The organism is Brevibacillus sp. 7WMA2 (genome assembly GCF_010748895.1).
GTDB classification, from domain to species: Bacteria; Bacillota; Bacilli; order Brevibacillales; family Brevibacillaceae; genus Brevibacillus_B; species Brevibacillus_B halotolerans.
In genome coordinates, this window is record NZ_CP048799.1 from 2,871,038 (window position 1) to 2,885,679 (window position 14,642).

The 14,642-nt window shown below is 42.3% G+C and carries 13 protein-coding genes; 3 read left to right on the forward strand and 10 right to left on the reverse strand.

Annotated elements, in window-relative coordinates:
• Positions 1-21: 21 nt before the first annotated feature.
• The 5 genes from GOP56_RS11720 to GOP56_RS11735 all read right to left on the reverse strand — a co-directional run bounded on the left by GOP56_RS11720 (position 22) and on the right by GOP56_RS11735 (position 5,478).
• Complete coding sequence (locus tag GOP56_RS11720; RefSeq protein WP_163245686.1) at positions 22-1,521, reverse strand: LCP family protein; 1,500 nt, start codon at positions 1,519-1,521, stop codon at positions 22-24.
• 331 nt (positions 1,522-1,852) lie between these two features.
• Positions 1,853-1,996, reverse strand: a complete 144-nt coding sequence (locus GOP56_RS23400; RefSeq protein WP_003340095.1) for a hypothetical protein — start codon at positions 1,994-1,996, stop codon at positions 1,853-1,855.
• Positions 1,997-2,123: 127 nt separating this feature from the next.
• The gene (locus GOP56_RS11725; RefSeq protein WP_163245687.1) at positions 2,124-4,154 is read right to left on the reverse strand and encodes an SEC-C metal-binding domain-containing protein; all 2,031 of its coding nucleotides are present in this window, start codon (positions 4,152-4,154) and stop codon (positions 2,124-2,126) included.
• A gap of 110 nt (positions 4,155-4,264) precedes the next feature.
• Positions 4,265-4,483, reverse strand: a complete 219-nt coding sequence (locus GOP56_RS11730) for a hypothetical protein (protein ID WP_003340098.1) — start codon at positions 4,481-4,483, stop codon at positions 4,265-4,267.
• 23 nt (positions 4,484-4,506) lie between these two features.
• Complete coding sequence (locus GOP56_RS11735; RefSeq protein ID WP_163245688.1) at positions 4,507-5,478, reverse strand: hypothetical protein; 972 nt, start codon at positions 5,476-5,478, stop codon at positions 4,507-4,509.
• Between the two features lie 377 nt (positions 5,479-5,855).
• Between GOP56_RS11735 and GOP56_RS11740 the strand changes: the two genes are divergently transcribed.
• Entirely contained in the window at positions 5,856-6,470 is a 615-nt protein-coding gene (locus GOP56_RS11740) for an undecaprenyl-diphosphatase (RefSeq protein ID WP_003340102.1), read from the forward strand.
• A gap of 73 nt (positions 6,471-6,543) precedes the next feature.
• Here the strand turns inward: GOP56_RS11740 and GOP56_RS11745 are convergent, their stop codons facing one another.
• From GOP56_RS11745 to GOP56_RS11765, 5 genes are all read right to left on the reverse strand, one after another.
• Positions 6,544-7,695, reverse strand: coding sequence for a glycerate kinase (locus GOP56_RS11745; RefSeq protein ID WP_163245689.1), 1,152 nt, complete (start codon positions 7,693-7,695; stop codon positions 6,544-6,546).
• A gap of 36 nt (positions 7,696-7,731) precedes the next feature.
• Positions 7,732-9,000 carry a GntP family permease gene (locus tag GOP56_RS11750; protein ID WP_068793635.1) on the reverse strand — a complete coding sequence of 423 codons (1,269 nt, stop codon included), beginning with the start codon at positions 8,998-9,000 and terminating at the stop codon, positions 7,732-7,734.
• Positions 9,001-9,186: 186 nt separating this feature from the next.
• The gene (locus GOP56_RS11755; protein ID WP_003340107.1) at positions 9,187-10,344 is read right to left on the reverse strand and encodes a sugar diacid recognition domain-containing protein; all 1,158 of its coding nucleotides are present in this window, start codon (positions 10,342-10,344) and stop codon (positions 9,187-9,189) included.
• A 131-nt stretch (positions 10,345-10,475) separates the two neighbouring features.
• Positions 10,476-11,762 (reverse strand): ArsB/NhaD family transporter, encoded by a 1,287-nt coding sequence (locus GOP56_RS11760; protein WP_003338713.1) that lies wholly within the window; start codon positions 11,760-11,762, stop codon positions 10,476-10,478.
• Between the two features lie 170 nt (positions 11,763-11,932).
• Positions 11,933-12,901, reverse strand: a complete 969-nt coding sequence (locus tag GOP56_RS11765) for a substrate-binding domain-containing protein (RefSeq protein WP_163245690.1) — start codon at positions 12,899-12,901, stop codon at positions 11,933-11,935.
• Between the two features lie 139 nt (positions 12,902-13,040).
• Here GOP56_RS11765 and modA point away from each other — a divergent pair, with 139 nt between their 5' ends.
• Entirely contained in the window at positions 13,041-13,871 is an 831-nt protein-coding gene (gene modA, locus GOP56_RS11770) for a molybdate ABC transporter substrate-binding protein (protein WP_163245691.1), read from the forward strand.
• Positions 13,872-13,925: 54 nt separating this feature from the next.
• On the forward strand, positions 13,926-14,615 hold the full coding sequence (gene modB / locus GOP56_RS11775) for a molybdate ABC transporter permease subunit (RefSeq protein WP_003338709.1): 690 nt from the start codon (positions 13,926-13,928) through the stop codon (positions 14,613-14,615).
• Positions 14,616-14,642 lie beyond the last annotated feature (27 nt).

Consider the following 14,642-nt stretch of genomic DNA (forward strand, 5'->3'; position numbering starts at 1 on the left):
TTCCCACTGGCTACCCGTCTTTTAGGACACTTGGCTCTCGGGAAGTGTTGCCCTTCCAACAGAAGGTGAGCTCGCACCTGATGGTGGCGTAATATTTACCGGTGGAGGCGTCATTTCGTGATTAGAAGCTGGGGTATTTTGCTGGAAATTAGGGGCGTCAATAATATCGGCTGGCGGTGAATTACTCTCCGACTGTCCTGAGTTTCCATTATTGTTATCCAAACCATTATTTCCGGAATCATTTGCACCATTTTGTCCATTACCATTTAATAGGTCTTGTTCGTTACCTTGCTGCTCATTTCCATTTTTGGTTGTATCGGAGTCTTTCGCTTCCGATTGAACCTTGTTGCTTGATTGCTTAGATTTCGTCGATTGCTGCTTATTTTTCGTTTTGGAATTATTTACATATTCCACTACTTGATTATCAAACGGAGAGTCGTTGTAATCAATTTTAGCCATCTCATTGCTGTCTAGCCTCATAGCAGCTTGTAAGGTTTGACGAATCTCATCTTTTTTGCTCGTTGGTAGCAATGTGTAGCTTGTACTTGAGCTCCAGAAGGCTCCACTGTCTACTACGACGAAATTATCCATGTTAAAGCTTTTAAAGTCATTGGCAATGCCTAGTATTTGTTCCTTGCTAAAATCAGTGTGGATATGATCACCAGTGGTTTCAATCACTTTAGGCAATTTAGCAAAGCCTTCGATCGACAGCATCTTATTCATAATCGCCTTAATTACTTCCTGCTGACGTTGGTTTCGATCAAAGTCATTGGAATAATACTTGGTACCGCGATTATCGTGACGGTGTCGCACATAATCAAGTGTATTCTTACCATTCAGCACCTGGCGCCCCGGATTAAGGTTAATATGGGTGTTATCAGTAGGATCGTCATATACAAGTCGACGATCTATGTTGACTTCCACTCCACCTACCGCATCCACGACCGCTTTGAATCCATTAAAATCAACCTCAACATAGTGGTTAACCGGAATGCCTAGCACCTGCTCAAGCGTTTTTTTCGTTAGGGTGATCCCATTTTCGGTAGGTGTTTCCCCTTTTGCTTTCGCCTGACGGCGTTCAGCCTCTCCGTTGGCAAATACAGCATTCACCTTATGATATCCGCGATAGCCTGGAATTTTGACTCGGGTATCTCGGGGAATGGAGATCATTGTCACCTTTTTCGTATCAGGATCAATAACCCCAACAATCATTACATCGGTATTAGCCGAGCCTGTCTCTGGCCTCGAATCTCGTCCTAACAGTACAACAGAGATAGGTTTGTTTGAGCTATAGCTCGTATCAACAGGCAGTACATTGTTTACATCTTGATAAGGGTCTTCCGTTGCCTTCTCTATAGCTTTATCGAATGTCTGGTACACATAATAGGCATAGGCCCCACCACCCAAAATGAATAAGGCTAACAGGGTGAGAAGAATTATGCGTAGCTTTGTCTTCTTTTTCTTAGGTTTCTTCGGTTTGGAAGCGGTGCGCTTACTCGTGTTCGCAACCGTTTCTTGCATATGTAATCAGTCTCCTTATGTGACAAATAATCTTGCCACTCGCAATCTATGTTCCTTTGTTAAGACAGCCAACACCTTAGAAAGGTTACACTTACCATTACAACCCAAGCCTCTTGTCTCACAATTCCCATCATTATAAATTGAGATTTCAGGAAGTGAAATAGAGCTTTTCACCTATTTTTGCTAAAAACTACATCCTCTATCATATCACAAGCAAGTGGTATTTTGTAGAAAAATGTCTATGAAATCAGAAACCCCTTTCGCTAATAAGAAACGAAAGGGGTTCGGAAAAGTGAAGATAGCGAGATATGATTTAGAGTTAACAGATGAACTATTGCATCCCGTGAGGTGCTTGACTAAAGCCTTTTACCGGCTTGCTTTCATTCTCATGCTTTGCATTTTGCCCCGTATGGTGCGCATCTCCGCCATGACGAATATGGTACTTATCGCTTTTGCCTTTGATTTGCTTTGCCATCTGTTCTCCTCCTTTTATCTTGCTCTCTTTATTGTGTGAGTATCCTTGCTTCTCCATTCATAGCCGCCCAATAAGCAAAACATCCCGCCTCACTCAGCTAGCAAGACGGGATGAATATGAATTACGCTTATTGTTTAGTAGCAGCTATCACCAATTCAGTAATAGCGGGTGGATAAATCTCTGGGGCACCATAGAGACGGAGTGTACCATCCTCTACAAGCCCAGCGATTGCAAATATGCTCCAGCCCTCGCTCATCACTATTTCTTGTTCTGTTACAAATGATAGTTGTTCACCATTTTGACGCATCAAGGCATGCTCAGGTTGTTTTTTCCCAGCATAAGCTAACATTTCTTCTAGCACCACCTGCGGTTGCAGAGAGGATTGGTGTAGAGAATGATTCGCTTCCTTGGATAACAACGTGCGCATACGATATGCCTCAGGCAGATCCTCTTTAAGCTGACTAATTACGTTCAGCATATCAGCAGTTAATAAGGTCTGGTGCTTTTTATCTAACCATTTGAAGAACGCTGTTAGAACGGAAAGCAGATTGTTCGCTAACGTTTTGGACGGCGTATCAACACGTTCCAGCACATCATGCGCTAAGAAATAAGCAACATGCTGAATACGTAATTCGTTCCAATCAAAAGTAGGACCAAAAGCATTACGAATAAATGTGCGGAACAGGTTCATCGTCTCATCGTATTTTTTCATTGTTAGCTCAGATTTTCCTGCTGTCATTTCCTCTACGAAAGAAGCTATGTCAGCCAGCACTTCTGGGCGAACCGTAAAAATGCTCTCCGGTAAACCTTCGATTAACGGACGATCCAACAGATTAGCAATATGATGCAAATGATTCGGCATGGACAGTTTGGTCTTTAGCACTTCAATATTCATAAAGCGCGCAATGCCTTGTCCCATCGCTTCCTCATGCTCTAGCTTGTCTAAGATTTGAGTAAGGGCACTTTTTAACTCTTGTTTATCAGAAGCGGCTATCAGCAATGGCGGTACATCCTGTAGCTCCATCTGAGACGTCTGCAACCACTTCTCTGTAAAGTAACTCTGAACTGCCCATTGTAATACTTTAGGCGGTAATGTAGGCGCACTTGTAATGAATAATGTACCCTTCGCCAGCTTTGTTCCTGTCGAGGTTAATCCATTAATCGCTATCTCTTCAGTTGGGGTACCTAGTTTAAGCGCATCACTTGCCTGTTCAACGCCTGGTTTATACCCTTCAATCGTTAGTCGATTTTGTTCTAAAATCAATTCTGCTGCAATTTCATGAAGTTCCAACAAGGCACTGTCTAAAGAGCGAATCAGGAATTCATCCTTTTGTGAAGCATATACCCAAGTCTCCTGAGAAGGCTCTTGCTTTTTGGATTCAAAGGACCCGTGTGTTTTTAATAAGCGTCTGATTTCAGGAGCATGCACGCCTTCATAAACAAAGCGAACCATACTCTCTTCCTCAGGCTCCTGCTCATAGCTTACACCCTGCTCATTTAAACGCTTGTAAAGAGCTAGTGACATAGCTTCTCTACCGGAACTTTCCATATTTTTCACTATCGTTAGCAATTCATTTTTTAGCGTAGCGCTTACCATGAGACTGCCTGAGAAGATAGAATCACGATAGCCTAGCGGAATTAATCTAGCAAGCAGGAGTTGGCCTGGCTTTAACGCAACAGATTGGGAAGAGATTAGATTGTGCTCCTGATTGGTGTACAAATCAGTAACAACAGTCATATCTTCTGTAACAGATGTAATCTCATATAGACCCAATTGAAGATGTAATAAACCTTCTTTTATATCTTGATCCATTCGTTTACCGTATTGACCGATGAAATGTTCAAGGACAGAAACACCCTCGCTTTTCACATCGAACACATACCAATTCATAAAATGGTCCATCCAGCGTGGTTGGAACAGCTCTTTTAGGGTAAGGCCCGTTTCTTGTGCAAAACGGTCTCTAGCCCTGCTAATTTCTATATCATTGACATGCTGCACCACATATTTCGTTAGACGTTCTGTCCAAGTAGCAAACTCTTTGCGGAGCTTTTGCTCGCGAGCCATGCGTACCTGAGCAATGTCCGTCACAACACCACAGCACTTTTTATATTTCTTACCGCTGCCACATGGACACAGTTCATTTCTACCGACTGACATGGGGGGTTGTTTCTCCTTTCGACCCAGCTAACCTTCAGCTAGGAATTGCCACAATCCTTCTAGTTATATCGCATTTCCCGAATTGATTGCAAGTTATTCTACCCGAATGCCTAGTAATCAATACTCATATCTGTGTATGCTTCCCATTTTTCAACAAAATGTTGTAGCTTTTTAATAAGCTTCTCAATTCTCTCACGTTCAGCAACACATTCAGATATGGCCTCTAATTGATTGGTGGAAAAAAATTGAACCACCATCTTTTCCATATGCTTTAAGCGAGCCTCATACTGCAAAATGATCTCACGGATCACATAAAATCTCTTTTCCATGCAAATGGACTCTTCTGCCTTCATTATTCTTGATCAAGTGTAGTCACAATATTTTTAATGTCGGTAACTACCTGTTCGTTTTTATGTTTTTCCTTCATCAAAATTTCAATGGCATCCATGTTACTCTCTTGGAAATGAGAAATTACCTCTTGGGACATTTCGACATTACGTTGGTCCAAAAGGGAAACTGCCTTATTTAATAGCTGTTCTACCTCTGCTAAAACGTTTTTTGTTTGCGTTGTAATCATGATTTTTTCCTCCTGTACGGCCTCTAAATTTTTTGCTTGTGGCTCGGTATGGTCAAGTGCTAGCTGATCGTTTTTGATCACAGTCTCTGCCGTAGCTACTTGTACCTGCGCAGTTTGCATTTCATGTACAGCTTTTGCTTTATCGTCTTGGCCATTTACGTAAATGTTTTCGCCACTAACTGTAAAGCGGCCGTCCAATTCCGGTACAAACATGCTTTCTTTGATAGACAGCTTCAGCTCATTTTCCACCATGTGGAACAAAAGGCGGATAGATAGTCTGTCGATTTCCTTGCTAACCAAAAATTCATAAATGGAGTCATTAGCCAGTTTCCATTCAGCAAGATACCAGCGTTCATCTCCAACGTATTGAACAAAACGCGGGTCTTTATCCAGTATCAGCAATTTGGTGATCTGATTCCAGGAAAAATGGGTATGTTGACGCAATTCACGCATCATTTGGTCTAAATTTTTGGGAGAATGAGATTTTCTCACAAAACGATATGCCTGATCAAATAATTGATGTGGTTGGTATGTAAGCTCTAAGATCGCTTCGGTTCTGCCAACCTTTATGGGCGAATCAGTAAGCTGCATGGCTTCGGAGAGGATTTCTTCCGCGCTTTTTCCATTTGGCATAAAGTGTAATTGCTCTTCTAAGCGCGCAATGATATCAGTTCTTGGAAGTGAACGCTCCCCTGGCCGAAAAACCTTCTTGATGTAACTAGTGATGGTATATGTTGGCCTATTCATGAAACATTCTCCTTCTGCATTGCAAAGACTTTCCACAAGACGGAATAGTAACCTATATTCTACATCAAAGCAGAAAATCCTACATTTACTATTGTTTTTTTATGACTGAATGTGATTTTGTAACAGCCCAGCCATCATTGTAATCGCATACATGCTTATTTTATCTAGGTTTCAAACATTTTTTATAGCAACTTGCTTGCCTCGTAACCTTTTTCTTCCCTTAAACGTAATGGTAAATAGCCTACCCGAAAGGATTCTTCTGTTTGTGACCTTAGATAGAGATTAATTTAGTAAGGATTGGTGGTGGATTTACTACCTTTACGGTATATAATGGGGGAAGGATTTTTGTCAGAGTTTATGAACTGGAGGAAATAACCTTGGATTCTACTGTTGTACAAGCCCTCAGCTCCTTTGCTGCTTCCTATTCAGTTGTCGGCTGGATTAGCATTTTTCTAGCTAAATATGCAGAATACCTCTTTTACCTGAGCATCCCCGTTTATTGGTTTTTTGGAAATCGTAAAAACAAACGAATGATTATCCAAACAATCATTGTCTGTTGTATTTCCATGGGAATAAGCTGGGTGCTAGGACATCTCATCAATCGTGATCGACCATTCGTAACGCTGCCATTGACACCATTGGTACCACATGATGCGGATGCTTCTTTTCCAAGCGACCATGCGACAGCGGCACTAGCTATCGCAGCTACCTACTGGTATTATATCAAACCAAAGGGGAAACGCTTCTGGATGGTTCTTGCGGTTGGTGTATCCCTTTCCCGCGTGTTCATTGGTGTGCATTATCCAACAGACGTTTTGTCCGGTATGGTGCTTGGGATGAGTTGTGCTTATGCTATTCATAGCTTACTTCCAAGATTCCCTCGTGTAGTAGGCTTAATTGATGAGGGTATTCTTTTGTATGAAAAAATCGAGAGTGCCATCATACCGCCTAAAAAATCAGCTTCACGCAAAAGACATCACACGATTGAATAATGACCGATTAAAAAGCCCTTTTCATCACTTGAAACTTCAGCAAGTTTCCTGATAAGAAGGGCTTTTTGTTTTCCTATTTACTCTTCTGCCACAATGCTCCTAGTTTCAAGGACATTGCCACATTGCGCGCTGTCCGCTCCATATTTTGGGTTCCTTCTTGCAAAATCTCTTCCAAGGGAGCTAAGTGAGGAATAATCGGGAATAAAAGATCAATTCCATGCTCGTGTACAATCTTACTCTCCTCAGTCACACACCCCGCAATACCGATTACTGGAACATTGTAGAGCTTAGCCGTCTTGGCTACACCAATCGGAGTTTTTCCATGAATGGTCTGGAAATCTACGCGCCCTTCCCCTGTGATCACAAAGTCAGCATCCTGTACATGTTTACTTAACTCAGTTGCCTCTATTACAATTTGAATCCCGCGTTTTAATTCACATTGAAAGAAAGCTAGCACACCTGCTCCTAGACCACCTGCAGCCCCAGCTCCCTCGATTTTATCAACATCCTTATCGAGGTATTCTTTTAATTTCTTCGCATAATGGGCTAAATTTTGATCGAGCAGTGCTACTTGTCCAGGCGTCGCTCCTTTTTGTGGACCAAATACAGTAGAAGCTCCTTTTGGTCCTGTCAAAGGATTATCGACGTCACAAGCCACCTCAAAGGTTACCTGCTGGATGCGCGGGTCCAGTGAGCTTATGTCGATTTCAACAAGCTTATGAAGCTCTCCGCCGCCATCGCCAAGCTCCTCGCCATTCTGATCTAGCAGCCTTACACCGAGCGCCTGCGCTACACCAGCACCGCCATCATTCGTTGCGCTTCCCCCTAGACCTAATATGATATGTGTGACACCTGAATCCAAGGCATGGAGAATTAATTCCCCAGTACCTCGCGTAGTTGTAATAAGCGGATTTCTCTCTTCGCGCGGTACCAGATGCAGGCCTGAAGCTGCTGCCATTTCAATAACCGCCGTTTTTTTATCGCCTAATAATCCATAGAATGCTTCTACAGGCTGTCCAATTGGGCCCGTAACTTGACAAGTAACGATCTCTCCACCCGTAGCATCCACCAGCGATTGAACCGTTCCTTCACCACCATCTGCCATTGGTATCAAAACACATTCAGCGCTAGGGAAGACTTCTTTTATTCCTTTTTCAATTGCCTCTGCTGCCTGCATAGCCGTTACACTTTCTTTAAAAGAATCCGGTGCAATAACGAATTTCATCGTTGTCTCTCCTCTCGCGTACTGTACTAGCTATTTTCATACCATAATTTGAAAAATACCGAATAACAGAGTAGAAATGATAGCAAGTACAAAGCCAATCACTGTCTCATAAGGAATTAAGCGTAGCCGTTCTTTCATTGCCATGTTAATGCTACCACCCGTAGCGTGGAAAAAGCTTCCGTGCGGCATATGATCAAACACAGTCGCACCCGCATGTATCATTGCCGCCGCCGCTAGTGAGCTTACACCAAGTTCAACGATTGTACTACCAAATACAGAGCTCGCTACCACCGTACCAGCTGTTGTAGAGGCTGTAGCCAATGACATTAACGCACCGCTAATCGGGGCCAACAGGTACGCTGGAAGACCAGAAGCAGTCAAGGCAGAAATAATGACACCTTTTAGTTCTGAATTGGCGATAATTCCGGCAAGTGTTCCCGTTCCAATCAGCATAATAGCTACACCTGACATCTTACCTAACCCATATATGGCGTACTGATTCACTTTTTTTACGCGTCCCATAGCAATTGCTCCTACAAGTCCCCCCAAAGGTAAAGCAATTAACGGATCAATATTGATATCAAATAGAGGTCGCAAAGCCAGTAAAACAATGGCTGTAAGCGGTGCTAACATTGCCGTTCCAAAGCTTGGAAGCTTACTTCTATCAATTTCACTACTTTCGTTCGCCGCTACTTTGCTTCCTTTTTGCGACAGTCTTTTTGCAATCATGTAGGTCACAGCCACTCCAATGAGAGCAGGAATAATTCCTGCTGCCATCACAGAAGTCAATGGTACGTGGAATGTGTCGGCCGCCGCGATAGTATTGGGGTTCGGCGACATGATATTACCAGCTTTTCCTCCTCCAATCATCGCAAGCAAAATACCCATCTTCGATATATCAGCTCGCTGCGCGATCGCCAAAGCAATCGGAGCTACGGTAATTACTGCTACGTCAATAAAGACACCCACCGCTGTCAGAATCATCGTTGCAATGGCAAGGGCTAGCAACGCTCTTGTTTCGCCTACTTTTTTTACAATAGTCTCAGCGATTGTGGATGCTGCTCCCGATTCAATTAGTACCCCAGCCAAAACACCTGCTGCGAGGATACGTAAGACAGCCGGTATAACACCCTTGGTTCCCTCAATCATAAGGGTAACGGTATCCGGTAAATTAACTCCGCCGATGACACCACCAATCAAGGCACCAGCAATCATTCCATAAGCAGGCGGCACTTTACGCAAAATAAGAACAATGGCTACAATCAACGCCGCTAATGCCCCAAAAACGCTTACGGTTACATCCATGTGTGACTCCTCCTTCTGACTTCAGCTCTATTTGTATGCTTTCTATCTCTCGTCTATATCATAGCGCTTTCATGTAAGCGGATTCATCAGCCACAGAAACAAAACTCCCGCCTGACGGACAGGGAGTTTTTGTTCATTTGCACAATAGGCTCCTTCCGATTGGTAGAATTGGAATTTGTTCCCTTTTTATGTTTGTTTATTTTTAAGCTTATAGAGCCACATAGCAAATTGTAATGATAGGAAGTCACTGATTCTTTTAGGATCTTTTCCTGTGATGTCATAAATGCGTTGCAGTCGGTATCTAAGCGTATTACGGTGAATGACAAGCCGTTTTGCAATCCGATGCAGTTCTCCCTCTTCCTCCATATAAACGTGAAGAGTTTGCTGAAGCTCTCCACTTTTATCCTGTGTGATGAGATTTTTATACACCTTGATCAACTCTTCTGATTTCCAAGATTCCTGTACGGAGACCATCAGCGTTTCATTTAAAAAATCATCATAGTAATAAACGGTTAATTCTGGAGCCATCGCTTTACCAGCTACTAATGTATCCCGAGCAGACTCATAGCAATAGCGTAGCCCCTCTACACCTGAAAAAGCTTTTCCAACTGATATTTTAATAGGCGTAATGAGTTGATTTTTTAGCAATTGTAATATTTGCTCAACACCTTCACAAATCGCTTCCTTATCCCGATAATGGCGTGATTCCTTTACTAAAACAATCTGTTTTGAATTCTTAATGGCCATCATTTCAATGGTATCACGCAGCTCCAATAAGCCAACCATTTGACGTAAGGTCGTGTAGGCACTATCGTCAGAAATCCCGATATCCACTAATTCAATGACAACCGCCACTCTCTTAATGGATAAATCGATTTGCAGCCGCCTTGCCTGTTCCTTCCATAAAAAACGATCCTGATGGTCTGAATGTATGATGGACAACAAAAAATCTTCCCGTAATCGTTTATCCAGCTTGGCCTGCTCTAGTAAGTAGGATTGCTCCAGAAACATCTCTGCTGTCATTTTGACAAGCTCTCCATACTTCGTCACCTCACGTGGATCACCGGTAATACCAATCACGCCCACTATTTCATTTTGGAATTGGATAACTAAATTAGTTCCAGCCTGAACACCAACCAGACGCCTTACATCTTCCGGATACACCTCAAAGCGGCCTCGTCGCTCTATAGCAATAACCGCGCCTTCATGTTTTTGATGTAATCTATTTTTATCTCCAGAGGCAATAATGTAACCTCGCTCATCCATTACATTTACGTTATAACCAATGACCTTCATCATCCGAGTAACAATATCCTGCGCGAGTTCTTGTGTGACTTGCAACACTCCGGCCACTTCCTTACCTGATCAATGTTTTTTTGCTCCATTATTATCTTATAAAAGCAGGCTAGTAGCAAAAAACCACCGGCTAAGGCTCTCGCCTCTTTCGATGGTTTTTTAAACATATCTACATAATATTAAGCAAAGAAGAAATAACGTAGATACACATATATGTGAGATATGATCAATGTAATAATCGTGATCGGGAAAGCAACCTTGAAAAACATCCCAAAGCTAATGGGGTATTTCTCTTTCGAAGCCATTCCTACAACAATAACGTTAGCACTAGCTCCGATGATCGTACCGTTCCCCCCTAAGCAAGCGCCAAGGGCCAGACTCCACCATAGCGGCTCCAAATTCGTAATTCCAAGGCTTCCCATCTCTTTAATCATAGGGATCATTGTCGCTACGAATGGAATGTTATCAACAAAGGCAGATGCAATTCCACTCATCCACAGTATGATAATAGATGTTTTCAATGTATCTCCCTGTGTAAATTCGATTGCTTTTTCAGCTAGGGAAGCTATAACACCTGTGTTTACCAGACCAGATACCAATATGAACAATCCGGCAAAGAAGAAGATTGTATTCCATTCTACTTTCAGCAAAGCTTCCTCTAGATAATGCTCTCCTGTTAAAAGGAGTAATAAGAACGCGCCCACTAATGCAATCGTAGCTGATTCTAGATGAAATACACCATGCAAGCCAAAGCCAATAATTGTTAAGGCAAGCACTGTTAATGATTTTTTTAATAAAGTAGGATTCGTTAGCTCCTGCTTTTCATCTAGTTGCATCAGTTTTTGCTGTAATTCTGGAGTTGTTTGTAATCCTTTTCGATAAACGAGTAACAAATAAATAATGACAACGACTAAAATAATAGCGATGACTGGAGCCATGTGTATGAGGAAAGCCATAAAGGTCAATTCCGGTACAGCGCTCCCAATCATGATATTTGGCGGATCACCAATCAGTGTCGCGGCTCCCCCTACATTCGAGCAAATGATCTCACTAATCAGATAAGGAATCGGGTTTACATTCAACTGACGTGCAATACTAAATGTGATAGGCACCATGAGTAGAACGGTTGTCACGTTATCCAGCAAAGCTGATGCCAGAGCCGTAATTAAGCTTAATGCAATCAGGATTTTAACTGGATCGCCCTTTACCGCTTTAGCGGCTTTAATGGCTACGAAGGTGAACACACCAGTTTGTGCTGTTATGCTCACGATGATCATCATTCCGATTAATAAGCCTAATGTATTAAAATCAATATGATGAATTCCTTCCTCCTGGGTAACGATACCCGTGAGGATCATGAGCAATCCCCCTGCCATCGCAACAATTGTACGGTGCAGTTTTTCGCTGATAATAAAAGCGTAGGTAATGAGAAAAATCGCAATTGCTAATAATGCTTGATTATCCACTTGATAACCTCTCTTTCTTTCCCCTGAAGTTTATTTTGTTATATTATCCAAAAGCTGGATGTAAAAAACGACAAAAAGAGCCCATCAAATGACAGGCTCCTCCATAACACATTCGTATCAAGTTATATCCTATAGAATAACGGGATTTTGATCATTTGTAAAGTAATTTATCACCAAGAATGAATAGGCCCCTTCAGCTTGATCTGACCCGTGAGCGTTACATCATAACCCCCGATAGCCTGTAGTTCTTGTTTAAAAGCTTCACTTTGTAGCAATTTCAGGAGACTGTTTATCCAATAATGATTTTGTTCCGTAACCAGCATAACTAGATCATAGTGCTCTTGAATTAAAGGAATAAACTCCACGTCTACAATTCTTGCAGCTTTTTCAATGCCAATCCCTACATCTGCGGCTCCCCTCGCGACTGCCGTTGCGACTGCTAAATGACTATGCTCTACATGATTAAAATACCCAGATAGTCTGGCTGGATCAATCTGATGAAGACGCAGTTGCTCATCTAATAAAACCCTTGTTCCAGAACCAACCTCTCGATTGACTATTCTGACTCCTGACTTTTGTAAATCAGACCACGCCCGTAGCTGTAAGGGATTCCCCTTTGCTACATATAGACCTGCTTGGCGAGCCATCATATGAACAATCAGATATGGTCGACCTGTTAATACGCGCTGTACATAAGGCAAATTGTAGGTCCCGCTGTCACCGTCAAAAAGATGTGTACTCACAATCTGCGCTTCTCCTCGATAAAGAGAGACCAAGCTATTTAAGCTTCCTTGGTAGGAACGAAGCGCTCTTATACTGCCTGTCTCCTTTTCTAGCTGAGAGGCTAACAAATCTAGTGCCATGTCCTGTCCACTAATAATAATGGATTGAATCCCACCAGACGATGGTTTATCTGCTGCGATAGGTTTTCCTACTTGTGAAAAGGAGGTGGTGTTAGCAGCTTTTTTCGATTTTGTTTTTAGCTTGTAGGATTCCAGATCGCTTGCATCTACTCGCATCTGTCTACCAACACGATAAGCAGACAGCTCTCCCTTTTTTATGAGGTCATATACTGTCAGCTTGGATACTCGCAAAATATTAGCAACCTCTTCAGTCGTATAGGAGATGTTTTGCGTCATTGATAGCCTCCTTTTCAAGTATTAAATCTTTACTAGTAAAAATATCTTATCATAACTAGGAATCCAAGCTATAATGTTCTTAATTAGTTATATCTAAATATAACTAATTATAACTACTTATATCGAAGGAGAGTCTTTCATGTTAACATCACGCAAGAAAAAACGCTTCCTGAGCAGTTTGGTCAGCTTCTCCTTATTACTTGCTACTGTAGGCTGTTCTACTCCGGCTCCATCAGCCACTCAACCTACTGGTGATTCGAAATCCCCGCAAACCAAAACAGAAATCTTTGTGTCTGCTGCAGCAAGCATGACCGATGTGCTACAAGATGTAAAAAAAGAGTATGAAACCAAGCATCCTGAAATTACATTGACTTATAACTTCGGTGGTTCAGGTAAGCTTGCCAAGCAAATTGAACAGGGAGCCCCAAGCGATCTCTTCATCTCCGCTAGTTCCAAGGATATGAAGGCGTTAAAGGATAAAAGCCTGATCATCGAGGATTCCCAAACCGAATTAGTTACGAATGAAATGGTATTAATTGCTCCTAAAGAAAGTACCATCTCCATTGATTCATTTGAGAAAATAACACCTGAAACAGGCAAGCAGTTTGCGATTGGTGAACCAAGCTCTGTCCCAGTCGGTCGTTACACAGAGGAAGCCTTGACAAAATTAGGTCTGTGGGAAAAAATGAAGCCGAACATGGTGTATGCAAAAGATGTTCGTCAAGTTCTAACCTACGTTGAGTCAGGTAATGCGGAGTTGGGTGTCGTATATAAAAGCGATGCACTTACATCTGATAAGATCAAAATCCTAGCAACTGCCAAGCAAGATTGGCATAGCCCTATTGTCTACCCGGCCTCCTTGGTAAAAGCTACACAGCATCAAAAGGAAGCTCAAGAATTTTTAACATTCCTAACCACTGATTTTTCGAAGGCTGCCTTTGAGAAATACGGTTTTCATCCTGTAAAATAAGCGATTTTCAAGCTTACATATGGGCAAAGCAAATTAAAGTGAGGGTACTTTTTTATGCCTGACATCTCTTATTCCCCGCTCTACCTGTCATTGAAGGTAGCGGGGATTTCGACTATTGTTGTATTTATCAGCGGATTATTTATCGCCTATTGGTTCTCGCGTCGTCAATTTTTTGGCAAAAGCATTCTCGAAGCATTGTTTCTATTGCCTCTCGTGCTTCCTCCCACTGTCGTAGGCTTTGGTCTGCTTCTACTGTTTGGTAAAAACGGGCTAATCGGAAAATTTTTATTGGAGGCTTTTCAATTTCAAATTGTATTTACTTGGGTAGGAGCGGTAATCGCTTCTGCTGTTGTCTCGTTTCCCCTGATGTATCAGGCCGCCCATGCCGCCTTTCAAAATATGAATCGGCGCTATGAGCAAGCCGCTATTATGCTTGGTGCTTCTACTTGGAGGGTCTTTTGGACTGTCACGTTTCCGTTATGCTGGCCCGGGCTTTTGGCTGGACTTGTCCTTTCCTTTGCCAGAGCGCTTGGTGAATTCGGAGCAACACTCATGCTAGCTGGTAATATTCCTGGGAAAACAGAAACACTTCCGATCGCCATCTATTTTGCCGTGGAGGGTGGACGTATGGAGATCGCGGCCTTTTGGGTCGCTATTATCGTTGCCATTGGCTTTAGTACCATACTCTGGCTTAACTGGTGGAGTAAACATACATTAAATCGTCATACGCAGTTTAAAGATTAAAAAAGTCACTTTACGTAGATGAGGTAT